The organism is Tenacibaculum ascidiaceicola (assembly GCF_047470925.1).
In the GTDB taxonomy this organism is placed as follows: Bacteria; Bacteroidota; Bacteroidia; order Flavobacteriales; family Flavobacteriaceae; genus Polaribacter; species Polaribacter discolor.
Genome location: NZ_JAZKJP010000002.1, coordinates 1 through 25,306, shown reverse-complemented (window position 1 = coordinate 25,306; position 25,306 = coordinate 1). Strand labels below are relative to the sequence as shown.

Genomic DNA, 25,306 nt, shown 5'->3' with positions numbered 1-25,306 from the left:
CCTACGTTTAATTTACTAAAGTCTTTTCTTTAGCGTAGTAGATCTCATCTAACGAAGTTATTTCCCCTGCTCTATTTCTTCTAAAAATATGTTTTGGCTCCACATCTTCTATTGACTCTTTACCCATAGCTGCAACCATTTCTTTAATTGCACTAATTGTTTTGTTATGGTAATTCTTTACACGCATATTTTTATACTTTACCACTAACGCCTTAACCAAATCTTTTTCTTGTGTTGCAACACCTACAGGACAGGTATCTAAGTTACATTCACGTGCCTGAATACATCCTAAACTTAACATAAAACTACGAGCCATTCCAATTGCATCAGCTCCTAAGGCTAAGTATTTAATCACATCAAAAGCATCAATAGCTTTTCCACTTGCAATAATTTTTATTTGATCTTTTAGTCCGTATTTTTTCAACATCTTATTCACAAAAGACAATCCTTCTAGCAACGGTGTACCAATGTAGTTTGAAAACTCTAAAGGAGCTGAGCCTGTACCTCCTTCTCCTCCATCAACAGCTATATAATCAGGATAATTATTAGCATCTGCAAAAGCTTTAATCATCGCTTCAATTTCATCATTGTCTCCAACACAAAATTTAATTCCTATTGGCTTCCCTCCAGATAGATCTCTTACTTGTTGAATGAACGCAACCATTTCATCAAAATTTGAAAATGCATCATGTGCCGGTGGTGAATCTACTCTTGTAAAAGGCTCTACAGAACGAATTTCAGCAATTTCTTTTGTATTCTTTTTTGCAGGAAGAATTCCACCATGACCTGGTTTAGCTCCTTGTGAAAGCTTTATTTCAACCATCTTCACCTCTTCTCTGTTTGCATTCTTCTTAAAAACCTCAGCATCAAAAGTACGTTTTCCGTTTACACTTTTTCCCGCTCCAAAATACCCTGTACCAACCTGAAAAATTAAATCTCCACCTTGCAAATGATAAGGAGAAATACCTCCTTCACCTGTATTATGTGCGAAGCCTCCCATTTTTGCCCCTTGATTCAATGCCATTATTGCATTTTTACTCAACGAACCAAAAGACATAGCTGAAATATTGATTATAGAAGAATTATATTTTTGTGTACACTTATCTGAACCTATAAGTACTCTTTCACCATTAATATGATGATGATCTTTAGGAAACAACGAATGTTTTACAAACTCATATCCTTTTGCATATACATTGTGTTGTGTACCGAAAGGAACTGTTTCTATTTCTTTTTTCGATCGCTGATAAACAATACTTCTTTTCTCACGGTTAATAGGTTTCCCGCTTAAATCATCTTCAATAAAATATTGCTGAATTTTTTCTCGTTCTTCTTCAAATACCCAACGCAAACGAGCAATTACAGGAAAAGCACGCATTAGTGAGTGTTTTTTTTGAATAAAGGCATCATATATTGCTAATAATGTTACCGCAGAAGCAACAGTTAACAAAATATAATTTCCCATATCTGGCATGAAATAAACCAACACACCACATAATATATTAATTACAATAATAACAGATAAAATGGTATCTCTCATCTCTTTTGTTTTTCTGGCAAAAATACAATTTTAGCATAAAAAAAGCTCTGACATATAGCCAGAGCTTTCTTTTATATTTAAAATACTTAAAATTACTTTTTGAATTTCGCGTATTTATTTTTGAACTTATCAATACGCCCTGCAGTATCTACTAACTTAGACTTACCAGTGTAGAAAGGATGTGAAGTTCTTGAAATTTCTAATTTGATTAATGGATACTCAACTCCTTCTACTTCTAAAGTTTCTTTTGTGTTAGCAGTTGAACGTGTTAAAAAAACATCTCCGTTAGACATGTCTTTAAATGCTACCATTCTATAATTTTCTGGATGTATACCTTTTTTCATCTCTTGTAAATTTAAAATCTTTTATTTTTGTTGAAAAAATTATAAAGTTGGTAAAGCTTTATAGTTGTTTCATATATCAAAAACCTGCAATGGCTATTTGAGGGTGCAAATTTAACCCTTTTTTTTAATTTGCAAACAAATAATTTGCTTTAATTTGTACAACATCTTTATAAACTACAGAAAATAACATTTTATATATGCGTTTTTATAAACTTTTAACTTTAGGATTAACTACTTTACTTATAACTTCTTGTAGCGAAACTAATTACAAATTTAAACTAGACACTACTAAAAAAACTACCCTAGGTAAAAAAGCTGCTATTAAGTTTGAACAATTAAAGGGTGAACAGATAGATTCTGTACAACTTTATGTAAACAACAAGCGTGTAAATACTAACGAAACAAGTGTTACTATTAACACTGCTGATTTTGGTGTAGGAAAACATGCTGTTACTGCTTTAGCTTTTTACCCTAACAAATCAAAAAAGCTAAACAACTCTATTGAGGTATTAGCCAAAGAAGCTCCTGCTGTATATTCTTATAAAATTGCAAATATTTATCCGCACGATAAAGGAGCATACACTCAAGGGTTAGAATACAAAAACGGTTATTTGTATGAAAGTACAGGTCGTAATGGTGAATCTACTTTAAGAAAAGTTGAATTAGAAACTGGAAAAGTTTTACAAAAAACTGATTTGGATGAAAAGTACTTTGGTGAAGGAATGACCATTTTTAACAATAAAATTTATTGGTTAACATGGCATGCTCGAAAAGGATTTATCTACGATTTTGAAACATTTAAACAACTTGGTAGCTTTAACTATACAAATAGTAATCAAGGATGGGGTTTAACGCACAACGGTTCTGAACTTATTAAAACAGATGGTAGTAACAAGGTTTGGTTTTTAGATGCAAACACCCAAGAAGAAAAAAGAAGTGTACAAGTATACACTAACAAATACCCTGTTGATAATTTAAATGAAATTGAACTTATCAACGGAAAAATTTACGCAAATAAATGGCAACAAAACTCAATAGTTATTATCAATCCAGAAACAGGTGTTGTTGAAGGTGTAGCTAACTTAAATGGGTTAAGAGATATTGTTGCTAAAGATCAAACTTTAGAACCTCAAGATGATGTATTAAACGGAATTGCTTATGATGCTGAAAACAACCGTTTATTTGTTACAGGAAAACATTGGGGAAAATTATTTGAAATAGAATTAATCAAACAATAATCTACTACCTAAAATCATGAAAAATACCCTTCCCATACTAGCGCTTATTTTATCTATTATTGTAATGTCTTGTAGAAAAGACTTCACTACAGTACCTAGTTATGGGAAGCTACAATTTTCAAAAGACACAGTATTTCTAGATACTATTTTTAGTAATATAGGCTCTGCAACCTATAACTTAAAAGTATATAATAAGAGTAACAAAACCATTACTATTCCAGAGATTAAACTAGAGAATGGAAGTACTTCAAATTACCGATTAAATGTAGATGGTTTAGCTGGTGATAACTTTAATAACATCGATATTTTAGCAAATGATAGTATCTATGTATTTATAGAAACTACTATTGATGTTAACACCGTTACCGATCCTTTATATACTGATAAAATATTGTTTGATAATGGAGAAAATCAACAAGATGTAGATTTAGTTACTTTAGTACAAGACGCTCATTTTATTTTTCCTACTAAAAACAGTTCGGGTATTGAGACATTAACTATTGATGGTAAAGAAACTGAGATTCAAGGTCGCTTTTTAACTGATGAAGAACTCACTTTTAGCAATGAAAAGCCCTATGTTATTTACGGTTATGCAGCAGTACCTTCTAATAAAACATTAACAATTGAGGCAGGAGCTAAAATTCACTTTCACAACAATTCTGGATTAATTATTGATAAAGGCGCTAGCTTAAAAACCAATGGAACTTTAGATGAAAAAATTGTTTTTGAAGGTGACCGACTAGAACATCAGTTTAGTGAAATTCCAGGACAATGGGGAGCTATTTGGATACGTGAAGGTAGTTATAACAACGAACTAAATCATACTCAAATTAAAAATGGAACTGTTGGACTTCTTGTTGACGGACAAAATACTTCCTCTCCTACGCTAACTATAAAAAACACTGAGATATATAACAGCTCAAATTATGGTGTTTTAGGTAGAAATACTCATATTGAAGGAGAGAACTTAGTAATAGGTAGTGCAGGACAATCTGCATTAGCTTGTACTTTTGGAGGAAAGTATAATTTTACCCATGCCACTTTTGCTAATTTTTGGAATAATAGTATCCGTCAGTTACCTTCAGTTTTAGTAAATAACCATATCACTTATATCAATGATAGTAACCAAGAAGTTACTGAAGTTAATGATTTAGTTAGCGCTAATTTTACAAACTGCATTATTGAAGGAAATAACAATATAGAGTTTATACTTGATAAAATTGATGGAACAACTTTTAACTACATGGTTGAAAATTGCTTAATCAAATTTGATGATTTTAATAATTCATTTGTAGATAATAATGAATTAAATTTTGATGACACTTCACATTATCAAAACAACATTTTAAACGGAGAACCTAACTTCAAAGATGTTACTAAAAATGAATTTATCATTGGTAAAAATAGTGGTGCTATTAATAAAGCAAAACCTTCCACTGTTTCTGAAGATATTTTAGGTACTCCTCGAAACTCTATGCCAGATATTGGCGCTTATCAACACACTGAATTTTAAGCTAATAAGGTTTATCTACAAAAACACTTCCATTTAACGATTAAAACAATCCATTCGTCGAATTATAATAAAGTACACTACTAAGTAAATATATATTTGTAGTGTATTTGTTTCATTCATAGTAATAAAATAAATAGATTAATTAGTTTGGTTAGTTGAGAGCTATTCTTCTTAACTGCAATGAATAGCTCTTTTTTTTAGAAGAAAAATAATATATATAAAAATATTTGTCGGGGGGCAATACTAATAGATTGAGGAATCTATACAGGGTAAAAGAGGAATACTTAAGTATTCCTTTTTTGCTACTTATAATTAAGGCTTTCTTCCGCTAATTATTTCATTTTATATACTTCTCCATTTTTCATTACAAAAACCACGTTTTCCATCGTATGGATGTTTTGAGTAGGGTCTTCATCTACTGCGACGATATCTGCAAAAAAACCTTTTTTAACCTGACCTAACTCATTTTTCATATCTAACAATGCTGCATTAGTTACTGTAGCAGATTGAATGGTTTCCATAGCTGGCATTCCTGCTTCTACCATATATCCAAATTCTTTTCCATTCTTACCGTGTTTAAATACTCCAGCATCAGTACCAAAAGCTATTTTTACTCCTCTTTTGTAAGCTCTACTAAAAGTTCCTTGTATTTGCGGACCAACAGCCAATGCTTTAGGCACTACAATTTCTGGGTAAAATCCTTTTACTTTTGCTTTCTCTTCAACCTCTTTTCCTGCTGTAATAGTTGGTACTAAATATGCATCATGTTTTTTCATCAACTCCATGGTAATATCACTCATATAGGTTCCATGCTCTATAGTTTTTACACCTCCAATAATAGCTCGCTGCATTCCTTCGTCTCCATGAGCATGAGCTGCCACGTGCATCCCGTAATCTTTTGCAGTTTCACAAATCGCTTTTATTTCATCAATATTAAATTGTGGATTATCGCCACTTTTAGCCACACTTAACACGCCTCCTGTTGCTGTAATTTTTATACAGTCAGCTCCATTTTTATAACGTTGACGTACTGCTTTTTTAGCATCTTCAATCGAATTCACAACCCCTTCTTTCGGACCTGGATTACCTATTAATTCTCTACTACTACCGTTTGTTGGATCAGCATGCCCACCTGTAGTAGCTAAAGATTTCCCAGCTGTAAACACTCGTGGACCAGTTATTTTTCCAGCTTTAATTGCTTTTGCTAATGATATATTCACTCCAGTTCCTCCCAAGTCTCTTACTGTCGTAAAACCATTTAATAAGGTTGTTTCTGCAAACCTTACAGAATTATACGCTCTATCAGCTTCATTCAAAATATATTTTTCCAACCTTGATTTCGGACTATGTTCACTTTCAATATGCACGTGCATATCAATTAACCCTGGCATTACTACCTTATCTTTTAAGTCTATAACAACATCCTCTGAATTTTCAGGACTCACATATCCTTTTAATACATCAATAATTTTATTTCCATTTACTACAATGGTTTGCTCTTTATTTATTTTACCTTTTTCTGTATCAATTAACTTTCCGCAGAATATATAGGTATTCTGAGCAAATGAAACAATCGACATCGTTAAAAACAGTACTAAAAAAAATCTTTTTTTCATGATAATTTAAGAATGATTAAGCAATAAATGTAGTGATTTTTATGTAGCTTGCCTTTTTAAATTTTAACAGTTACATGAAGAACGTTGTTATTACAGGAACCAGTAGAGGTATTGGTTTTGAATTAGCACAGCAGTTTGCTAATCAAGGACATCAAGTATTAGCTTTATCTAGAAATACAAAACCTTTAGAGCAAATAAATCATTCAAACATCACAACTATTTCTGTTGATTTATCTAACGAAATAGATATAGAAAAAGCGGTTAGTTTTGTTACTACCGAATGGAAAAAGGTAGATATTCTCATCAATAACGCAGGAAAATTGATTAATAAACCTTTTGAACAATTAACAACACAAGATTTTGAAGAGGTATATAGAGTAAATGTTTTTGCAGTTGCTGAATTAACTAGAAACCTTTTACCGTTTATGCAAAAAGGAAGTCATGTAATAACTGTAAGTAGCATGGGTGGAATTCAAGGAAGTATGAAGTTCCCAGGATTAGCTGCCTACAGCTCTGCCAAAGGTGCAGTAATTACTTTATCTGAATTACTAGCCGAAGAATATAAAGAACAACAAATAGCTTTTAACGTCTTAGCCTTAGGTGCTGTACAAACAGAAATGCTGGAGGAAGCTTTCCCTGGTTATGAAGCTCCATTATCGGCTAAAGAAATGGCTAACTACATTTTTGATTTTGCTTTAACAGGTAATAAGTATTACAACGGTAAAGTTTTACAAGTTTCTAGTTCTACCCCTTAAATTCAAGTATTACATTTGAAAAAGACATTGATTAAATACATTCCTGAAGAAGCAATTCCGTTAGTTGAATATTTAATTATTGAGCATAAAATCAATTTGAAAATAGTAAGTGAACGTCAAACTAAACACGGTGATTTTCGTCGCTTACCAAATGGACACATGCAAATTACGGTCAACAATAATTTGAATCCGTATCAGTTTTTACTAACACTAATTCATGAAATTGCACACCATGTAACGTATCAAAAATTTGGAAGAGTACAACCCCACGGTAAAGAATGGAAAACAGTATTTCAACATTTAATGCTCCCTTTTTTACAACCCGAAATTTATCCAAAAAACATTCTACCATATTTAGCCAACTACTTAAAAAACCCAAAAGCCAGTACCGATGCTGATGTAAATTTATCACTGGCATTGCGAGGTGGAAAATCAGAAGACGGAAAGAACTTTATCTTTGAAATACCTAATGGAAGCGTTTTTCAATTCAAGGAAAAACTATACAAAAGAGGTGATAAACGAAGAACACGCTATGAATGTTTAAATTTAGAAAACAAGCGTGTATATTTATTCAACCAAAATGCAGAAGTGAAACTAGTAGCTTTAAACAAATAATACTTGTATGAACACTAATTATTACGCAGTAATTATGGCGGGTGGCGTAGGTTCTCGCCTTTGGCCTGTAAGTACTGAAAAGTACCCTAAGCAATTTCATGATTTATTAGGAACTGGAGAGTCTTTGTTACAAAAAACCTTCAACAGAATTAATCAATTAATTCCAGCAGAAAATATTTTAATTGCCACTAATAAACGTTACGAAGAATTAGTATTAGAACAACTTCCTGAAATTAACAACAAACAGCTATTACTTGAACCTGCAATGCGTAATACTGCTCCTTGTATTTTATATGCTGCTTTAAAAATTCATCAGCAAAATAAAAATGCAGTGATGTTAGTTGCTCCATCGGATCATTGGATAGAAAACGAAACAGAATTTATTAAGAATATTGAAACTTCTTTTAACGCTTGCACTACAGAAGATATCTTAATGACTCTAGGAATACAACCAAATCATCCAAATACAGGTTATGGCTATATCCAGTTTGAAGAAAATGCTTCTGAGATAAAAAAGGTAAAAACATTTACCGAAAAACCTAACCTAGAAAAAGCTACGCAGTTTTTAGCAAGTGGTGATTATCTATGGAATGCAGGTATTTTTGTTTGGTCTGTTTCAAGTATTTTAAATTCCTTCAAAAAACATCTTCCTGAAATGGTTAACATTTTAGATACTGGAAATAATGTTTACAACACCAATTCTGAAAACGATTTTATTAAGAATAACTACGAAAAATGTGAAAACATTTCTATTGACTTCGGAATTATGGAACGTTCAGAAAAAGTACATGTACTCCCTGTAAATTTTGGTTGGGACGATCTAGGTACTTGGGGATCTTTATACAATAAATTAAGTAAAGACAATCATCAGAATACAACAGTCGGAGCTAATACTATTTTTAAAGATGCTAACGGAAATATGGTTAGTACTAAAAATGGAAAAAAAATAGTAATTCAAGGGTTGCAAGATTTTATTATTGTAGAAAAAGACGATGTCTTGGTTATTTGTCCGCGTAAAGAAGAACAAAATATTAAGCAACTACGAACAGAAGCTAAAGATACTTTTGGTGAAGAATAAATGTAAATCATTTTAACCAAAAACTTTGAAAGAAATAATCGAACATAATAAAATAAAACTATCCTTTTCAGATAAACTTAGATACTATAGACTCTCTCTAATTTTGTTAGTCCTTACGATAGTATGTTTTACAAATGGTTTTACAAAGTATTCTTTTGATGATTTTAATACTTTAGAAAAAATAAGCCTTGCTTTTCTTACATTTACATTAGTCTCTTTTTATTTCTTTTACCTCAATTTAACTGTAAAAATCCATGATTTCCCTTTTAATAAAAGAGAACTTATAAATAAAATTGAAAATATCATTGCTTCGAACCATGATTGGGAATTATTAGAGAAATCTAACAATCATTTCATAATTAAAACAAAAGAAAGTTTAGAAACTCTTGGAGCAACTAGAAATCTTATTATTTCCCCTAATACGGGTAATAGAATTTATATTGGACTAAAAAACAATCAATATTTTGTGAAATCTATATTTAATTTATCTGATAAAAACCTCTTAGTTTTGAATAACGGAGAAAGTAAGCGAAACGAAAAAATAATAATCGATTTAATAAAACTATCTTCAAAAGAATAAGACGTTTTAATTTATTTCTTAAACGTTTATTACATTCAAAAATAAATACTGTAGAAATGGATTGAAATTATGTTAACGGTATTCTTATTGCTTTTATAAAATTAATTGCAATTATACCTTTAGGCACTACATATTTCGTTCTGACTTGTTATATTGAAGTTCAAAACCATATGCTCGAATATTTTATCTTTGCCTTTTTCTATAGACTATCCTCTTCTATTTTAATTAAACACATATTATTGATTAATGGAATATTCCAACATTCTTAACATAGGTATTTTAGCACATGTTGATGCTGGTAAAACTACCTTGACAGAACATTTACTATATCATACAGGAGCCATAAGAAATATAGGAAGTGTAGATAAAGGTTCTACTGTTACTGACAGTTTAGCACTAGAAAAAGAACGTGGAATTTCCATAAAAGCAGCAACCACTTCTTTTGTTTGGAATAACACCAAAGTTAACTTAATTGATACTCCCGGGCACGTAGATTTTTCGAGTGAAGTTGCAAGAACTTTATGTGTTGTAGATGCAGTTGTTTTAGTTATTTCGGCTGTTGAAGGCGTGCAAGCACATACCCTAACCATTACAGATGCTTTACAAAAGCTAAAAATTCCTACGATAATTTTTATCAATAAAATTGACCGACAAGGTGCAGATACCGAAAGTGTTTTAGAGCAAATAAAAAATGAACTTCAATTTAAAACTGTATCCATTTATACTGCTCATAATGAAGGGTTAGACACTACATCCATCAGTCCTGTTTTTAATAACAATTCAGTTACCAAAGAACAAAAAGAAGCTCTTGTAGAAGAATTAATTGAAACTGATGAAGACTTGTTTGAACAATACTTAAATGGCAATACCATTACTGATGAAACTTACATAAAAACTATTATAAAAAACACTTCTAAAGCTTTAATTTCCCCAGTATTTACAGGAATTGCTAAAAACAATATTGGTGTAAAAGAACTACTTGATGGATTGACAAATTTTATCAAACCCAACAAAAATAACACTTCACAAGAGGCTTCTGCTTATGTTTATAAAATAGAGCACCATAAAGTTCATGGTGTTATGGCATATGTAAAAGTATTTTCTGGTGAGTTATCCTCTAAATCGGTTATTTACAACCACACCCAAGCCTTAGAAACTAAAATAAACCAATCAAAAGTTTTTCATCATACCAAACATATTGACGCAACTATTAAAAAAGGTGATATTGGAATTATTACAGGTGTCGTTGATACAAAAACTGGAGATATTTTGGGTAATCCCGAAGGAATTCCAAAATTACCCGAATTAAACATGCCTGTTTTAAGTGTTCAAGTGTTACCTGACAATGATAAAGATTATAATGCCTTAGCACAAGCGTTGCAGATCATCGACAAAGAAGATCCTACTCTTCAATTCAAATGGCATAAACCTGAAAAGGAACTCTTATTATTGCTAATGGGAGATATGCAAATTGAAGTACTAACCCACGCATTACTAGAACGGTTTTCAATCCCTGTTCGTTTTACCGAACCTCAAATTGTATACAAAGAAACCATAAGCAAAGCAGCAGAAGGTTATGTTCGCTATTGGATGCCTAAACCTTGTTGGGCTATTATGACTTTTTTAATTGAACCTGCTCCCTTAAACTCTGGTGTTAGTTATCAATCTGTTGTATCTAAAAATGATATTCATAATAAATATCAAAACGAAATAGCTAGAACGATTCCAAAAGCTTTAGAACAAGGATTATTAGGTTGGGAAGTTACTGATATAAAAATAACATTGATTAAAGGAGAAGACCACAATGTACACTCTAGACCTGGTGATTTTAATTTAGCTACTCCAATGGGAATCATGAAAGGTTTACAAGCTGGTGGAACTCATTTGTTAGAACCCTTAGTTCGCTTTGAAATAAAAACCAATGAAGAGTTTTTAAGTAAAATTATTTCTGAACTTACAACTAGAAGAGCAACAATCAACTCTCCTACTTTTCAAAATGAAATGATGCATCTTACAGGAACAATTCCAGTAGCTACTTCTTTAGACCTAAGCATTAAATTAAATACACTTTGTAGTGGTCGTATACGTTTGCGAATGGTTTTTCATGGCTATGACACATGTCCTGAAGGAGAAGGTAAATCCAGAGATTTTAAAGGAGTGAACCCATTAGACGAAGCCCAATGGATATTGCACCGTCGTGGCGCTTATAAAGCTGACGAACGAGTAATTTAATTCTTCTTTTTTATTTCTTCTAAAACCAAAGAATTAAAAACTTTCTCTTCGTTTAGAAAATCACTTTTTATAGAAATATAATTTAGTTGATCAATCTTCCCCTCCAATCGCATATAATCCTTTTCAGTAGTTAAAATGATTTTTTGTTCAGATGGTAACTCATCAAAACTCTTCTTAATAGTTGAAATGTCTTGCTGAGTAAAATTGTGATGGTCTGGGAAATTTAGGTGTTTAAAACTTACTTCCTTTTCCTTTAAAAAGTTCAATAATGGTTTGGGGTTCGCAATTCCCGTTACTAACAAGACTTCTTTATCTTTCAAGTCTGAAATTGCTAGTTCTTCTGTTCCTTTTAAATTTTCATCGTAAGCAATCGTTGTAAAGAACACTTTTTGATACGACTTCGGATTGAGTTTTCGTACTATCTTTTCTTGCTCTGCCTTCGATAAATTCTCAGGACATTTAGTAACCACAATCACACTCGCTCGTTTAGCTCCTCTCCTACTTTCACGTAAATTCCCTGTTGGCAACACAAAATCGTCAACATATAAGTCATTATATTTAGTCAGTAAAATATAACTACTTGCAGTTACTTTTCTGTGCTGATAAGCATCATCCAACAATACTACTTCTGGTGGGTTATGAGTCTGTAATAACTGCTGAATTCCATTTGTTCTATCAGCATCCACAGCCACCGTAATATCATTTTTAAATTTCTTATAAAACTGCAGCGGTTCATCTCCAACATCTTCAGCTGTGTGTGTATCGTTTACCAGTTGAAACCCTTCTGTTTTACGTTTATAACCACGACTTAACACCGCTATTTTATAATTATCCTTCAATAAACGTATCAAATATTCAATCTGCGGAGATTTTCCCGTTCCACCAACACTTAAATTTCCAACAGCAATCACTGGGATATCAAAAGAAGTTGATTTTAAAACACCTAGATTAAAAAACCAATTACGAATTCTCGTAATAGCATCGTACAAAACAGCAAACGGAAATAATAAAAATCGAAGTAGCTTCATTACACCAAAAGTAATAATTTAAGCATTAATGTACAGGATACTTTTATTTTCATTTTTCTACTTTGTAACTTTGCTATAGTAATATTTTGAAAACGTACCCAAATGCAAATAAAAGACGTCACCAACTATATTGAACAACTGGCACCACTCTCGTATGCCGAAGATTTTGACAATGTTGGTTTATTAATAGGTAATTACAGTACTAAAGTTACAGGAGTTTTAGTTACACTAGATACCCTTGAAGAAACTGTAGATGAAGCAATTGCTAATAACTGTAATCTTATTGTAAGTTTTCATCCCATTGTATTTAGCGGATTAAAAAAGATTAACGGCAACAATTATGTAGAACGTGTCGTATTAAAAGCTATTCAAAATAACATTGCTATTTATGCTACTCATACTGCATTAGACAATGTAAATAATGGTGTCTCAGCAAAAATGGGAGAAGTTTTAGGATTGGAAAACATGAAAACACTCATTCCTAAAAAAGGAATCATCAAAAAACTAACAACGTATGTTCCTTATCAAAATGCTGATAACCTTCGTAACAAATTATTTGAAGCAGGTGCAGGAAACATTGGTAATTATGACAACTGCTCTTTTAATACAGAAGGAAAAGGAAGCTACAAAGGAAATGAGAACTCTAACCCTACTATAGGTGAAAAAGGGGAACTCATGTTTGAAAAAGAAACCTGTATTACGGTTACTTTCGATTCTTTTTTAGAAGGAAAAATACTCTCAGCATTGTTTAAGAATCATCCGTATGAAGAAGTTGCCTATGAAGTTATAACCTTAGACAATCAAAATCAACATGTGGGTATGGGCATGATTGGAGAACTTCCATCAGCAATGAATGAAAAAGATTTTTTATTATTTGTAAAAAAAACATTTAAAACAGGCTGTGTTAGACATTCTGAACTACTTGACAAACCTATTAAAAAGGTAGCTGTATTAGGAGGTTCAGGAAGTTTTGCTATTAAAAACGCGATGCGAGCAGGAGCAGATGCTTACATTAGTGCAGATTTTAAATATCATGAATTTTTTAAAGCAGAAAAAAGAATATTACTTGCAGATGTAGGACATTATGAAAGCGAGCAGTTTACAAAAAACCTTTTAGTTGATTATCTTAGCAAAAAAATTAGTACTTTTGCAATTATTTTAAGCGAAAAGAGTACAAATCCAATACACTATATTTAACAGATGGCAAAAAAAGAAGTAACGGTAGAAGAAAAATTAAGAGCGTTATACGATTTACAGTTAATCGATTCTAGAATTGACGAGATTAGAAACGTTCGCGGTGAATTACCTTTAGAAGTTGAAGATTTAGAAGATGAAGTTGCCGGATTAAACAAAAGACTTTCTAATTTAGCTGAGGATGTTAAAAATTTAGAAACTGATATTAGTAACAAAAAGTTAGCTATTGAAGAATCTAAAAACTTAATTACTAAGTACGAAGAACAACAAAAAAATGTTCGTAATAACCGTGAGTTCGACTCTTTATCTAAAGAAATTGAGTATCAAGAATTAGAAATTCAATTATCTGAAAAGAGAATTAAAGAATACAAAGCTAAGATTTCTCAAAAGAAAGAGGTTATTGATAATACCAAAGAAAAATTAGCTCAACAAGAAGCACATTTAGCTCACAAAAAAGGTGAATTAGATGCTATCTTAAAGGAAACTGAAAAAGAAGAGCAATTATTAAAAGAAAAGTCTGAAGAATTTTCACAATCTATCGACAGACATTTATTGACTGCTTATAAAAGAATTAGAACTAAAGTAAGAAACGGATTAGCAGTTGTTGCTATTGAACGTGGAGCTGCTGGAGGTTCTTTCTTTACTATTCCTCCACAAGTGCAATTAGAAATTGCTAACCGTAAAAAAATTACAATTGATGAGCACAGTGGTCGTATTTTAGTCGATCCAGCTTTAGCACAAGAAGAAAAAGAAAAAATTGACAGCTTATTTGCTTAATATTTTTCTTAAAATATATACAAAGCCTCCAAATTGGAGGCTTTTTTATTGCTATAAGTTTTAATTCTAAAATTAGTAACAATTAAAAATCAAAGCCCCTCGCTTTTCACCTAACGTTACATTTTCGTATCTTGCATTCTGCTTATGATACAATTTATATTAAATAATCAGGTAATAAAAACTACAGCAAACGCTGGTATTACCTTACTCGACTTTATTCGAGAACATCAACAATTAAAAGGCACAAAAATAGGATGTCGTGAAGGCGATTGTGGAGCTTGTACTGTTTTAATTGGTGAATTAAAAGATAATAAACTTAGTTACCAAAGTATAACTTCTTGTATTTCTCCCTTAGGAAATGCTAACGGAAAGCATATTGTTACGGTAGAAGGAATTAATTTACCCAAAGAACTAAACACTGTTCAAAAAGCGATGACTGACAATTATGCTACTCAGTGTGGGTTTTGTACCCCTGGTTTTGTAGTTTCTATGACTGGTTATGCTCTTGACGACAAGCAAACAACCTCATGTAACGATGCTATTAGTGGAAATATTTGTCGTTGTACAGGTTATAAATCAATTGAAAAAGCAGGTTTTGAAATAGAACAAAAACTGCAACAAAAAGATAACAACCAACAAATCGACTGGTTAATCAAGGAAGGTTTTATTCCTAATTATTTTGTAACTATTCCAGAAAAATTAGCTCAATTACAACCAAAAACCTTTGAAAAAACAGGTATAAAAGTAGCCAACGGAACCGATATATATGTACAGCATGCAGATAAAATGGCTGAAGAAGATGTACATTTATTAACCGATAAAAACGCTTTAAAAGAAATATCTTTTACTGAAGGATTTTGTACACTGGGTGCTAATACAACCGTTACCGAAATTGCAGAAAGTAAACAACTGCAAACCCTTTTCCCTAAACTCAAGCAATTTTTAAAACTTGTTTCTTCTGAGCAAATCAGAAATATGGGAACTATTGGAGGTAACTTTGTAAATGCCTCTCCTATTGGCGATATGTCTATTTTCTTTTTAGCATTAAACTCAACGTTAACCATTCAAAAAGAAGATGGAAACACGCGACAAATTCCGTTTCAAAAGTTTCATCAAGACTACAAAACATATGATTTACAAGAAGGCGAAATCTTACAGTCCATAACATTTAAAGTTCCTCAGGCAGAAGACAATTTTAATTTCGAAAAAGTAAGCAAGCGAACACATTTAGACATTGCTAGTGTAAATTCCGCAGGAAGAATTACACTAAAAAATAATATAATTACAGATGCACATTTTTCTTTAGGAGGTGTAGCTGCAATTCCGAAGTATTTATACAAAACCAATGCCTTTTTAGTAGGAAAAGTAATCAATTCTGAAATCATCAGAGAAGCAGAAGCTATTTTACAATCAGAAATTTCTCCTATCAGCGACGTTCGTGGAGCTGCTGACTATAAGCGATTGTTGGCAAGACAGTTATTTTTTGCTCACTTTTTAGAGCTATTCCCTAACCAAGTTGAACTTAAAAAACTAATTGCCTAATGAAAACGATGAAGAACATAGACAGTTTTACACATGTTAGAGGAGAATCGTTATTCGTTGACGATTTAATGCTACGCCAAGACACCTTATTCGGATTGGTTTTTGATTCGCCAAAAGCACACGGAAAAATCAAATCGGTAGACTACTCTAAAGCCGAAGCATTAGACGGAGTTGTAAAAATATTTACCTATAAAGATGTTTTAGGAGAAAATCAAATTGGTGGTATTATTCCTGATGAACCTTTATGGGCAGAAGATGAAGTACATTTTTGGGGACAACCTATTGCTTTTATCGTAGCTAAAAGTGAAGCGATTGCTAAAAAAGCTCGAGCTTTAATTACCATAGATATTGAAGAGCTTCCTGTTATTACAACTGCTAAAGAAGCCAAAGAAAAAGGAAGTTTTATCAATGCTCCTCGCTCATTTAACTTAGGAAATACTCAAAACGCATTTAGCGAATGTGAATATGTGTTTGAGGGCGAAACTTTTTCTAACGGACAAGAACATTTATATCTAGAAACACAAGGTTGTTATGCAGTTCCGCAAGAAAACGGAAATATAAAAATTACTTCCTCCACGCAAGGACCTACTGCTGTACAAAAAACAGCTTCGAAAGTGTTGGGTATCCCAATGCATAAAATTGAGGTAGATGTAATTCGTTTAGGTGGTGGTTTTGGTGGAAAAGAAGATCAAGCTACTCCATGGGCGGTAATGGCTGCTGTTGCAGTACAACATTTGAATCGTCCAGTAAAATATATGTTAAATCGACATGATGATTTACGTATGACAGGAAAACGCCATCCGTATTCATCATTCTATAAAATAGGGTTAACAAAAGACCTAAAAATAAAAGCTTTTGAGGCGGAGTTCTTGCAAAACTCTGGCGCTGCAGCTGATTTATCTCCTGCAATTGCAGAGAGAACTTTGTTTCATGCTACCAATAGTTACTTTGTTCCCAATGTACATACCACAGTGTATAGCTGTAAAACCAACTTACCACCTAACACGGCTTTTCGTGGATTTGGTGGTCCGCAAGGTATGTTTGTCATTGAAAGTGCTATTGCCGATGCCGCTGATAAAATAGGCATTAACAAAAGAGAAATTCAAGAAGCCAATCTATTAGCTGAAAATGATGAGTTTTCTTATGGGCAAATTGCTACCGAAGTACAAGCACAAAACTCATGGTTTAGTGCAAAAGAACAATATCAACTTGAAAAATTAGAGCAAGAAGTTGCCGATTTTAACAGTAAGAATGACCGTTACAAAAAAGGTATTTCATTAATGCCTATCGCTTTTGGTATTTCATTTACCAATACCCCAATGAATCATGCACGTGCATTGATACATATTTATCAAGATGGAAGTGTTGGCGTCTCTACAGCTGCCGTGGAAATGGGACAAAGTGTAAACACTAAAATGTTGCAAGTAGCACAAAGTGTTTTAGGAATTTCGGCAGATAAGGTGAAACTGGAAACAACTAACACTACGCGTGTTGCCAACACCTCACCTTCTGCTGCGAGTTCTACTGCCGACCTCAACGGAAAAGCAGTTGAAATGGCTTGTAATTCGTTAGTTGAACGACTAACAAAAGTTGCCGCTGATATGCTTTCTTCCGAAGAAAAAAACATCTCCTTCAAAGAGAATTTTGTTTTTACAAATGATCATAAGTCAGAGTTAACATGGGAAGCTTTAATTGCTGAAGCGATGCTGCGTCGTGTAGCATTGTCTGAAAATGCCCATTATGCTACTCCTGTAATTCATTTTGACAAGACCAAAGAAAAAGGACATCCGTTTGCCTACCATGTGTATGGTACTGCCATCACAACGGTTACTGTAGATTGTGTCCGTGGTAATTATGAAATTGACAGTGTAAAAATTGTACACGACTTTGGTAAAAGTATGAATATGGGAATTGATTTAGGGCAAGTTGAAGGTGCTTTAGCACAAGGAATTGGCTGGATGACCTTAGAGGAAATTGCCTATAACAATGATGGGCGCTTGCTTTCGAATGCGTTATCTACTTACAAGGTACCTGATATTTTTTCAGCTCCCAAAACAGTAGAAACCATTCCGTTAAAAACAGCAGGAAATCATATGGCTATTAAAAAGTCGAAAGCTGTTGGCGAACCTCCTTTAATGTATGGTATCGGAACATATTTTGCCATTCAACAAGCCGTTAAAACCTTTAACCCTAATTATAAATTAAAATTCCACGCTCCTTTTACACCCGAAAAAGTATTAATGGGATTGTATGAAAAATAAAATGACATACACAATAAATGAATGTGTTTTTGATACGTTTCCTGAATTAGAAAGTGACAGACTTTTATTTAGTGAATATACAAAGACAGATGCTTCAGAATTATTTAATATTAGAACTCACCCAAAAGTTTGTGAGTATTTAGATTCTGACACGCCTCAATCTCCACAAGACATTGAAAAAAGAATAGAACTCATTCAACAAGCTTTTAAAGATAAAAACGGAATTACTTGGGCTATCATCAACAAGGAAAATAACAAACTTATTGGTGATTTTGGAATTTGGAAATTAGACAAGCAAAATTTTAGAGGTGAAATAGGCTATGTGTTGAGCCCTGATTATTGGGGAAAAGGATATATGAAAGAAGCTATGAAAACCTTAATTCACTTTGCTTTTCATACCTTCAATCTTAATAGCTTAGAAGCTAATATAAATCCTAAAAACCAAAACTCAAGAAGTATTCTTTTAAAACTAGGGTTTCAAAAAGAAGCCTATTTTAGAGAGAACTATTTTTACAATGGAATGTTTTTAGATAGCGAGATTTATTCGCTATTAAAATCAGATTTTAATTCAAAATAAATAAGAAGAGTATCAAACTACAATACACCAAACAAAATATATTTAGGGGTGCCTTAATTTATAGCATTGGAGATACCATTGCATCCCTTTTACTAAACGAGTTTTCCTTATACAGACTCCTCGGAATGGTATTTATTGGGGCTACTGTTTATGCTCTTGAAATCCCTAATTATTTTAATTGGATAGAGAGAAAAACAGCTAACAATAGCGGACTAAGAAGAACACTCGCAAAAACAATATTAGCCATTGCTTACTTTAATCCGCTTTGGATTTTTAGACATTTGCTGTTTATCAAGTTATTTTCTGGAAATTTTGACCAAATAACTAGTAACTTATTCATTGTTGCTTGTTGGTCATTTTTGGTAAACATTCCTATTTCGTTTATCGCTAATTTTATCATTCAAAATAAAGTAAAACTCGATTGGCGTTTTTTAGCAAGTGCTATATTCTCAGCTCTTATGGCTATTTATTATGCACTAAGCGAAACCATTTTTAATTAGACTTTTATGGAATTTTGGCAACAGTTATATACAAAACTTCAAAATAGGCAAAAGGTATACCTACTAACGGTAATTGAAAACCTTGGTAGTTCTCCTGGTCGAAAAGGTTTTAAAATGTTAATTACTGAAGATGGTTTTATTTACGGTTCTATAGGTGGTGGTGTTATGGAATTTGCGCTTGTTGAAGAAGCCAAACAACTACTACAACAAGAGAATCCACCAACGTTTAGCAAAAAACAAATTCATAAAGGAAATATCAAACATGGTTCGGGTATGATTTGTTCTGGTGAACAAACGGTTGCCTTTCATTGCTTAGACACTAAGCATCGCTCAATAATATCAACCATTATTTCTTCTTTACAGCAGGGTAAAAAAGGAACTTTACACTTATCTTCTACCCTATTTGATTTTACTCCTGATATTCTAGAAAGTCAGTTTGAGTATGACATCAACTCGAAAGAAGATTGGTATTTTAAAGAACATATCGGTTTTAAAGAAACCTTGTACATTGTTGGTGGTGGACATGTAGGTGTTGCTGTTTCTGAACTTTTTGTAAAGCTAGGTTTCTATGTTATTGTTTTTGATAATAGAGAAAACCTCAACACATTAGAAAACAACCAAACTGCTCATAAAAAACAGGTTATTGATTATAATGATATTGAAAACTACATAGAAGAATCTTCTTCAAGCTATGTAGCTATTATGACCAATAAATATACTGATGACAAGTTGGTATTGAGTAAGCTCCTTAAAAATAACTATCACTTTTTAGGTGTTTTGGGTAGCAAAGCAAAGTTGCAAACGATGTGGGAAGTTCTGCAAAACGAAGGATTTACTCAAGAAGAATTGAGTAAAGTACATGCACCTATTGGACTTTCTATAAAAAGTGAAACCCCTGAGGAAATAGCGGTAAGTATTGCGGCCCAAATCATACAAATAAAAAACACTTAAACCGTATAAAGAGTAATGGATCAACCAAATGAATATAAAGCCTTTTTAGCAAGTGTTTTTAATCGTTATGCTACGGTGAGTGACGACTCTGTTTCTTCTTTGTTTTCAGCTGCAAAAGTGCACGATTTAAAAAAGGGAGCTTCTTTATTACCCTTCGGAAAGGTGTCAAAACACATACACGTGCTATACAAAGGCGCAGTAGTTTCTTGCTTTTTACATAAAAACGGTACGGTATATCATAAAAACATCTTTTTATCAGGTAGTTTTATAGGTTCTGTAGTATCATCACTTACCAACACACCTTCTCAATTTTCTCTAGAAGTTATAGAGGATTCTACAGTTATTAGCTTTCCGTATGATGTATACAGGCAACTTATTAGAGAAAACCAAGACTTGCAAAACTTCTATATTGCTTATCTTGAAAAAAACTGGGTAATTGACAAAGAGAAACGAGAAATTGACATTGTTTTAAAAGAAGCCAAAGAACGGTATCTTGATTTTGTAAACGCTAACCCTAATATAGAAAATAGAATACCATTACACTATATTGCCTCTCATTTAGGTATTACTCCCACTCAATTAAGCCGAATTCGTAAAAGCATTAAAAAAAGTATGTAGCAATCAACATATGTAAATAAAAAGGTTTTATTTCCTTTCCATCTTTGCAGTATGAAAATATTCTTTATATACTTTTTGGCCTTTATTGGTGGAGTATCACTAGCTATTCAAGCAGGATTTAACACGCAACTAGGTACTATTGTAAAACAACCTGTTATTGCTGTTATAGCCACTTCTATAGCCAGCGCTATTTTTGGATGCTTATTTATATTTCTATTCAAAGAAGAAAGTATTCAACTAACTATAGCGCAACAAGTACCTTGGTATTTATGGTTTATTGGCGGACTTTTTAGCATGATTGGTATTTCTCTTTATTTTTACACCATACCAAAGCTAGGTATTTCAAAAATGATTGCTTTTGGTCTATGTGGTCAATTGGTTTTTTCGTTATTCGCAGGAAAATTTGGTTGGTTAAACTTGCCTGTTGAACCTATAACTACCAAAAAGTGTATTGGAATTGTTTTCATGGCAATTAGTATTATTTTAATCAACTCAAAATGAAAAAAGTAGTATCAAACATAAACAACTTAACCTCTTTATGGAAGTCTGCTGCGGCTCCATACCAAGGTTACCATAAAGAAACATTTTTTGAAAGCGCTTATATACAAAACGCTCAATGGCCTAATAGAATTTGGACCAACCTATCTCCTTCTGAGAATCAGCTAAAGGAGATACAAAAGCAAATGATTAGTAAAGACAACCGTTATACATTTTCTTACTTTACACTTCCCAATCAAGAAAACAATATGGAGCTTGACGATAAACTCCAGTTAAAGTCAACTCAATACGGAATGAGTTTAGAACTAAAAGAAAAGTTTGAAACTCAAAGACACATCAATTTTAAAAGAGTAGAAAACACAGAAGAAGCTGATGTTTGGAGCAATGCCTTTTTTAAAGCTTTTGGTTACGAAATAAACACAGCAATCATTTTAAAAACCAAAGAAACCATACCCTACTATCTTGTTTCTTTTGAACAAGAACTTGTTGGAACCGTAATTTTATACACTACTAATACTGTTGCCGGCTTACATAGTTTGGGTATTATACCTGAAAAAAGAAAACAAGGTTTTGCTACCGAAATTATGCGCCAGACATTGAATAAAGCTATTGACAACAACTTATCCTTAGCTACATTACAAGCCTCTGAAATGGCAAAAGAAATGTATTTAAAATTAGGGTTTTCTTTAGACTTTTTAATGAAAAATTATGGTATTGTCAATCCTTCTTAAAAGTACAGCATATTAACACACATAACTTTTGAACTTGGTAAAAAAATAGTAGGTTTGAAGCTACTAATGAGAAAGGATGAATTATAAAGAAGTCTTTAAAACAATTGAGAAAACATACACTCCGCTATCTACTGAGTGTCAACAAGAATTAATTGCCAGTTCAAAAGTTTGTGTATATAAAAAAGGAGACATTGTTGTACGAGAAGGGCAATTCTCTAAAAAAGTCTTTTTCATTGTACAAGGATGTTCAAGAGCATATTACTTAAAAGATGGTAAAGACATTTCTGATTGGTTTACTTTCGAAAATCAGTTTATGGCTTCCATCGTTAGCTTTTTCAGCAATGAACCAAGTCCGCATTATGTTGAATTTATTGAAGATTCAACCGTTTTGGAATTTTCAAAAGATACGGTTGATAAGCTTTCTCAAAAGCATCACGACTTTGAACGCTTAATTAGTAAGATAGTCACTGAAACCATGTTAGGGCTTTGCGAACGATTATACACCATTCAATTCAACAAAGCAGAAGAAAGGTATAAACACCTGCTAAGTATTTATCCTTTTATAACCAACAGAATTCCCCTTACACATATTGCCTCTTATTTAGGAATAACTCTTGAAACGTTGAGCAGGATAAGAAACCCCAAAAAACGAATTTGATTTATATCAAATGATAAGCCTTCCATTTACAGCAATTTTGCTAACAAATACAATAACAATGGAAGATAACAACAAACAACAACTAAAGTCAATCTGGGGAAAATGGTGGGAACCTATTAGAAAGTGGTTTTATCCCGCTTGGTTAATCTACGAAACTTCAGTTCGGTTTTATGAGTATGCCTTGTCGGTTCATATTTACTTTAATAATCCGCAAAACAATATCGCTTCTTATATAGGAGAAGCTAGCACCCAAATTTTAGGCATTTTTTGTAGCCTCAGCACTTTTTTAATTTGCACAATCTTCTTAACAATACCTACCTGTTTTATACTGTATAAGTTTTTTAAAACAGAAAACTTAACAAGTTCTCAATTTGAAGCAACATTAAAACCTATTTTTTAAGATAAATGAAGAAAATACTCATTATAAACGGACACCCAGACAAGGAAAGTTTTAATTACGCCCTTTCTGAAGCTTATAAAACAGGTGCTAAGAAATCGACTGCTGAAATACAGGAAATCAACATCCGAGAATTAAACTTTAACCCTAACCTTCAATTTGGCTATCGAAAACGAACAGAACTTGAACCTGACTTATTAGAAACACAAGAAAAACTAAAGTGGGCAGACCACTTAGTATTGGTATACCCTATTTGGTGGGGTTCTGTACCTGCAATTATGAAAGGTTTTTTAGATCGGGTTTTACTCCCTGGCTTTGCTTTTAATAAAAAAGAAAACTCTTTATGGTGGGATAAATGTTTTACAGGAAAAACAGCCAGAATAATTTGTACGTTAGATCAACCTGCTTGGTACTATAAGTGGATATATAGAAGCCCGAGTCATAATGCGATTAAAAAACTAACATTAAACTATATAGGAATAAAAAAAGTGCGAATTACTACTATTGGTCCTATAAGACTCTCAAAAGAAAAGTTTAGAAGTAAATGGTTGAAAAAAGTAGCAACTCTTGGAACAATGAACAAATAAAAAATAACTGTTATTTTTTATAAACTGTAACAATTTCGAATCTCATCTGTCATTGAAAAAAACAGAACTAATGAAACTAATTTTACAACTATTACTAATTACTTGTTTAATAGGTAAATCTTATGCTCAAAAAAATGACAAAAGTGTTTATAGTAAAACTGATGCCTATTTAGAAAGCACCATAGATAGCCTAAATATTATTGGGTTAAACTATGTAATACTTATTGATAATAAAGTAGTACACAAAAAATCATTTGGTTTAGCACATGCGCAACTTAAAGTACCTATGACTATAGATAAGTCTTTCCCTGTTGCTTCAATATCCAAATTATTTAGTTCAATTGCACTTCATAAATTATTAAGCATTCATAAACGAGATGTAAATGAAACTTTAGAAGATTTTCTTCCTAATAGAAACGACTTACCTGAGTCTTGGAAAAAATTAACTCTCAAACAATTATTATCTCATACTTCTGGTATTCCAGACCAAATAGATTATCAAATCTATTTAGCTCCTGATAGTGAAAAAAGTGTTATTGATGCTCTTAGAGACAAACCATTTAGTTCTAAGCCAGGAACGGAGTCAAAATATAACGCAACAGGTTTTTTACTAGTTCGTGCTATAATTGAAAAATTAGTAAATCAGGATTTTGAATCCTATATGCAAACTGAATATTTCGACAAGTTCAATTTAAGTACAGCTAAGTACGGTGGGTTTAAAAAAGTTATTCCTAATAGGGTTACTTGCTACCAAAAAAGAAATGGAAGTTTAGAAATGTTTCCTCTAAATTATTCTTCTCCTATGTATGCTGGTGCTGGTTTAAATATCTCAATAGATGATTTAGTTAAATGGTTTCAAGCTATTCAGAAAGAAAAAATCATCACAAAAGAACAACTCGAAAAAGCTTGGACACCTGTAAAGTTAAAAAATGGAAAAGATGGCTATTTTGGATTAGGTTGGGAGTCTTACAGACTTCAAGATGGTTATAGAATGGTTGGACATGGAGGAGCTGGTATTTCCTCTTTCAGACATTACTGGAACGAAAAAACCAATCAAAATATTACAGTTATTTTATTAACTAACGGTGCTTTAAACTGGACTATTAGACCAAATCAGATTAACTCACAAATTGCAACTATAATACTTGAAAGTGAGTAAAATACTTTGTGTAGTACTATACATACTCTTGCTTCTTAAAACCAAGATTATACATTTAACATACTAACTAACATTTTTCTACACAATACGATATTTTATCTTTTTATTGTTTGGTATCACTCCCCTTAGGTGGGAAGCATCGTTCCCCTTAGGTGTATGGTATCACTTTCCTTAGGCTTCGTGTGTTGACCTGATTAGGCTTCGTGTGTTGACCTGATTAGGCTTCGTGTGTTGACCTGATTAGGCTTCGTGTGTTGACCTGATTAGGCTTCGTGTGTTGACCTGATTAGGCTTCGTGTGTTGACCTGATTAGGCTT

The 25,306-nt window shown here is 32.5% G+C and carries 25 protein-coding genes; 21 read left to right on the top strand and 4 right to left on the bottom strand.

Translation table 11 applies throughout. The features are described from left to right. Nucleotides 1–7 precede the first annotated feature (7 nt). Together VBY68_RS00555 and VBY68_RS00550 are read right to left on the bottom strand one after the other, a co-directional pair. Nucleotides 8–1,540 carry an FMN-binding glutamate synthase family protein gene (locus VBY68_RS00555; RefSeq protein WP_099213808.1) on the bottom strand — a complete coding sequence of 511 codons (1,533 nt, stop codon included), beginning with the start codon at nt 1,538–1,540 and terminating at the stop codon, nt 8–10. Nucleotides 1,541–1,632: 92 nt separating this feature from the next. Further along, nucleotides 1,633–1,884, bottom strand: a complete 252-nt coding sequence (locus VBY68_RS00550; RefSeq protein WP_047789607.1) for a type B 50S ribosomal protein L31 — start codon at nt 1,882–1,884, stop codon at nt 1,633–1,635. Nucleotides 1,885–2,081: 197 nt separating this feature from the next. On the opposite strand from VBY68_RS00550, the gene VBY68_RS00545 reads away from it, so the two are divergent. Together VBY68_RS00545 and VBY68_RS00540 are read left to right on the top strand one after the other, a co-directional pair. Continuing rightward, nucleotides 2,082–3,122 carry a glutaminyl-peptide cyclotransferase gene (locus tag VBY68_RS00545; RefSeq protein ID WP_099213809.1) on the top strand — a complete coding sequence of 347 codons (1,041 nt, stop codon included), beginning with the start codon at nt 2,082–2,084 and terminating at the stop codon, nt 3,120–3,122. 16 nt (nt 3,123–3,138) lie between these two features. Further along, nucleotides 3,139–4,635 (top strand): hypothetical protein, encoded by a 1,497-nt coding sequence (locus VBY68_RS00540; RefSeq protein ID WP_415268532.1) that lies wholly within the window; start codon nt 3,139–3,141, stop codon nt 4,633–4,635. Nucleotides 4,636–4,967: 332 nt separating this feature from the next. On the opposite strand, the gene VBY68_RS00535 is transcribed toward VBY68_RS00540, so the two are convergent. Next, on the bottom strand, nt 4,968–6,251 hold the full coding sequence (locus tag VBY68_RS00535; protein ID WP_415268531.1) for a metal-dependent hydrolase family protein: 1,284 nt from the start codon (nt 6,249–6,251) through the stop codon (nt 4,968–4,970). 74 nt (nt 6,252–6,325) lie between these two features. Between VBY68_RS00535 and VBY68_RS00530 the strand changes: the two genes are divergently transcribed. The 5 genes from VBY68_RS00530 (at nt 6,326) to VBY68_RS00510 (ending at nt 11,511) form a co-directional block, all read left to right on the top strand. Then, on the top strand, nt 6,326–7,006 hold the full coding sequence (locus VBY68_RS00530) for an SDR family NAD(P)-dependent oxidoreductase (protein ID WP_028892934.1): 681 nt from the start codon (nt 6,326–6,328) through the stop codon (nt 7,004–7,006). A 15-nt stretch (nt 7,007–7,021) separates the two neighbouring features. Then, a complete protein-coding gene (locus VBY68_RS00525) occupies nt 7,022–7,621 on the top strand; it encodes a SprT-like domain-containing protein (protein ID WP_125345307.1) in 600 nt (199 codons plus the stop codon). A 7-nt stretch (nt 7,622–7,628) separates the two neighbouring features. Then, entirely contained in the window at nt 7,629–8,699 is a 1,071-nt protein-coding gene (locus tag VBY68_RS00520; RefSeq protein WP_415268530.1) for a mannose-1-phosphate guanylyltransferase, read from the top strand. 25 nt (nt 8,700–8,724) lie between these two features. Next, nucleotides 8,725–9,279: a hypothetical protein gene (locus VBY68_RS00515; protein WP_415268529.1), complete on the top strand. Its 555-nt coding sequence runs from the start codon at nt 8,725–8,727 to the stop codon at nt 9,277–9,279. A gap of 246 nt (nt 9,280–9,525) precedes the next feature. Then, nucleotides 9,526–11,511 (top strand): GTP-binding protein, encoded by a 1,986-nt coding sequence (locus VBY68_RS00510; protein WP_415268528.1) that lies wholly within the window; start codon nt 9,526–9,528, stop codon nt 11,509–11,511. On the opposite strand, the gene lpxK is transcribed toward VBY68_RS00510, so the two are convergent. Then, on the bottom strand, nt 11,508–12,539 hold the full coding sequence (gene lpxK, locus VBY68_RS00505; RefSeq protein ID WP_415268527.1) for a tetraacyldisaccharide 4'-kinase: 1,032 nt from the start codon (nt 12,537–12,539) through the stop codon (nt 11,508–11,510). The genes VBY68_RS00510 and lpxK overlap by 4 nt on opposite strands. 102 nt (nt 12,540–12,641) lie before the next feature. Between lpxK and VBY68_RS00500 the strand changes: the two genes are divergently transcribed. From VBY68_RS00500 to VBY68_RS00435, 14 genes are all read left to right on the top strand, one after another. After that, the gene (locus tag VBY68_RS00500) at nt 12,642–13,736 is read left to right on the top strand and encodes a Nif3-like dinuclear metal center hexameric protein (protein ID WP_415268526.1); all 1,095 of its coding nucleotides are present in this window, start codon (nt 12,642–12,644) and stop codon (nt 13,734–13,736) included. Between the two features lie 3 nt (nt 13,737–13,739). After that, nucleotides 13,740–14,510, top strand: coding sequence for a zinc ribbon domain-containing protein (locus VBY68_RS00495; RefSeq protein WP_099213818.1), 771 nt, complete (start codon nt 13,740–13,742; stop codon nt 14,508–14,510). 144 nt (nt 14,511–14,654) lie between these two features. Further along, entirely contained in the window at nt 14,655–16,052 is a 1,398-nt protein-coding gene (locus VBY68_RS00490; RefSeq protein WP_415268525.1) for an FAD binding domain-containing protein, read from the top strand. Nucleotides 16,053–16,060: 8 nt separating this feature from the next. Further along, nucleotides 16,061–18,313, top strand: coding sequence for a xanthine dehydrogenase molybdopterin binding subunit (locus tag VBY68_RS00485; RefSeq protein ID WP_415268524.1), 2,253 nt, complete (start codon nt 16,061–16,063; stop codon nt 18,311–18,313). 1 nt (nt 18,314) lies between these two features. After that, on the top strand, nt 18,315–18,890 hold the full coding sequence (locus tag VBY68_RS00480; RefSeq protein WP_124590200.1) for a GNAT family N-acetyltransferase: 576 nt from the start codon (nt 18,315–18,317) through the stop codon (nt 18,888–18,890). A 125-nt stretch (nt 18,891–19,015) separates the two neighbouring features. Continuing rightward, nucleotides 19,016–19,390: a hypothetical protein gene (locus VBY68_RS00475; protein WP_201796508.1), complete on the top strand. Its 375-nt coding sequence runs from the start codon at nt 19,016–19,018 to the stop codon at nt 19,388–19,390. Nucleotides 19,391–19,396: 6 nt separating this feature from the next. Continuing rightward, complete coding sequence (locus VBY68_RS00470) at nt 19,397–20,341, top strand: XdhC family protein (RefSeq protein ID WP_415268523.1); 945 nt, start codon at nt 19,397–19,399, stop codon at nt 20,339–20,341. Nucleotides 20,342–20,356: 15 nt separating this feature from the next. Further along, nucleotides 20,357–20,959 (top strand): Crp/Fnr family transcriptional regulator, encoded by a 603-nt coding sequence (locus tag VBY68_RS00465; protein WP_415268522.1) that lies wholly within the window; start codon nt 20,357–20,359, stop codon nt 20,957–20,959. 51 nt (nt 20,960–21,010) lie between these two features. Beyond that, nucleotides 21,011–21,460 carry a DMT family transporter gene (locus VBY68_RS00460; protein WP_121147563.1) on the top strand — a complete coding sequence of 150 codons (450 nt, stop codon included), beginning with the start codon at nt 21,011–21,013 and terminating at the stop codon, nt 21,458–21,460. After that, nucleotides 21,457–22,188: a GNAT family N-acetyltransferase gene (locus VBY68_RS00455; RefSeq protein ID WP_415268521.1), complete on the top strand. Its 732-nt coding sequence runs from the start codon at nt 21,457–21,459 to the stop codon at nt 22,186–22,188. The genes VBY68_RS00460 and VBY68_RS00455 overlap by 4 nt, the downstream gene beginning before the upstream one ends. A gap of 76 nt (nt 22,189–22,264) precedes the next feature. Beyond that, on the top strand, nt 22,265–22,846 hold the full coding sequence (locus VBY68_RS00450; protein ID WP_121147565.1) for a Crp/Fnr family transcriptional regulator: 582 nt from the start codon (nt 22,265–22,267) through the stop codon (nt 22,844–22,846). A gap of 58 nt (nt 22,847–22,904) precedes the next feature. Continuing rightward, nucleotides 22,905–23,246 (top strand): hypothetical protein, encoded by a 342-nt coding sequence (locus VBY68_RS00445; protein WP_415268520.1) that lies wholly within the window; start codon nt 22,905–22,907, stop codon nt 23,244–23,246. Between the two features lie 5 nt (nt 23,247–23,251). Beyond that, nucleotides 23,252–23,830 carry an NAD(P)H-dependent oxidoreductase gene (locus VBY68_RS00440; RefSeq protein ID WP_415268519.1) on the top strand — a complete coding sequence of 193 codons (579 nt, stop codon included), beginning with the start codon at nt 23,252–23,254 and terminating at the stop codon, nt 23,828–23,830. A 70-nt stretch (nt 23,831–23,900) separates the two neighbouring features. Beyond that, on the top strand, nt 23,901–24,989 hold the full coding sequence (locus VBY68_RS00435; protein ID WP_415268518.1) for a serine hydrolase domain-containing protein: 1,089 nt from the start codon (nt 23,901–23,903) through the stop codon (nt 24,987–24,989). Nucleotides 24,990–25,306: the final 317 nt, after the last annotated feature.

What these genes read in the sequence shown, in the direction of transcription:
- VBY68_RS00480 (WP_124590200.1), top strand. Translation starts at nt 18,315, where the DNA reads ATGACATACACAATAAATGAATGTGTTTTTGATACGTTTCCTGAATTA.
- VBY68_RS00550 (WP_047789607.1), bottom strand. Translation starts at nt 1,884, where the DNA reads ATGAAAAAAGGTATACATCCAGAAAATTATAGAATGGTAGCATTTAAA.
- VBY68_RS00540 (WP_415268532.1), top strand. Translation starts at nt 3,139, where the DNA reads ATGAAAAATACCCTTCCCATACTAGCGCTTATTTTATCTATTATTGTA.
- VBY68_RS00500 (WP_415268526.1), top strand. Translation starts at nt 12,642, where the DNA reads ATGCAAATAAAAGACGTCACCAACTATATTGAACAACTGGCACCACTC.
- VBY68_RS00440 (WP_415268519.1), top strand. Translation starts at nt 23,252, where the DNA reads ATGAAGAAAATACTCATTATAAACGGACACCCAGACAAGGAAAGTTTT.
- VBY68_RS00490 (WP_415268525.1), top strand. Translation starts at nt 14,655, where the DNA reads ATGATACAATTTATATTAAATAATCAGGTAATAAAAACTACAGCAAAC.
- VBY68_RS00475 (WP_201796508.1), top strand. Translation starts at nt 19,016, where the DNA reads ATGGTATTTATTGGGGCTACTGTTTATGCTCTTGAAATCCCTAATTAT.
- VBY68_RS00530 (WP_028892934.1), top strand. Translation starts at nt 6,326, where the DNA reads ATGAAGAACGTTGTTATTACAGGAACCAGTAGAGGTATTGGTTTTGAA.
- VBY68_RS00460 (WP_121147563.1), top strand. Translation starts at nt 21,011, where the DNA reads ATGAAAATATTCTTTATATACTTTTTGGCCTTTATTGGTGGAGTATCA.
- VBY68_RS00555 (WP_099213808.1), bottom strand. Translation starts at nt 1,540, where the DNA reads ATGAGAGATACCATTTTATCTGTTATTATTGTAATTAATATATTATGT.
- VBY68_RS00435 (WP_415268518.1), top strand. Translation starts at nt 23,901, where the DNA reads ATGAAACTAATTTTACAACTATTACTAATTACTTGTTTAATAGGTAAA.
- VBY68_RS00495 (WP_099213818.1), top strand. Translation starts at nt 13,740, where the DNA reads ATGGCAAAAAAAGAAGTAACGGTAGAAGAAAAATTAAGAGCGTTATAC.
- VBY68_RS00455 (WP_415268521.1), top strand. Translation starts at nt 21,457, where the DNA reads ATGAAAAAAGTAGTATCAAACATAAACAACTTAACCTCTTTATGGAAG.
- VBY68_RS00510 (WP_415268528.1), top strand. Translation starts at nt 9,526, where the DNA reads ATGGAATATTCCAACATTCTTAACATAGGTATTTTAGCACATGTTGAT.
- VBY68_RS00485 (WP_415268524.1), top strand. Translation starts at nt 16,061, where the DNA reads ATGAAGAACATAGACAGTTTTACACATGTTAGAGGAGAATCGTTATTC.
- lpxK (WP_415268527.1), bottom strand. Translation starts at nt 12,539, where the DNA reads ATGAAGCTACTTCGATTTTTATTATTTCCGTTTGCTGTTTTGTACGAT.
- VBY68_RS00450 (WP_121147565.1), top strand. Translation starts at nt 22,265, where the DNA reads ATGAATTATAAAGAAGTCTTTAAAACAATTGAGAAAACATACACTCCG.
- VBY68_RS00445 (WP_415268520.1), top strand. Translation starts at nt 22,905, where the DNA reads ATGGAAGATAACAACAAACAACAACTAAAGTCAATCTGGGGAAAATGG.
- VBY68_RS00465 (WP_415268522.1), top strand. Translation starts at nt 20,357, where the DNA reads ATGGATCAACCAAATGAATATAAAGCCTTTTTAGCAAGTGTTTTTAAT.
- VBY68_RS00470 (WP_415268523.1), top strand. Translation starts at nt 19,397, where the DNA reads ATGGAATTTTGGCAACAGTTATATACAAAACTTCAAAATAGGCAAAAG.
- VBY68_RS00535 (WP_415268531.1), bottom strand. Translation starts at nt 6,251, where the DNA reads ATGAAAAAAAGATTTTTTTTAGTACTGTTTTTAACGATGTCGATTGTT.
- VBY68_RS00520 (WP_415268530.1), top strand. Translation starts at nt 7,629, where the DNA reads ATGAACACTAATTATTACGCAGTAATTATGGCGGGTGGCGTAGGTTCT.
- VBY68_RS00545 (WP_099213809.1), top strand. Translation starts at nt 2,082, where the DNA reads ATGCGTTTTTATAAACTTTTAACTTTAGGATTAACTACTTTACTTATA.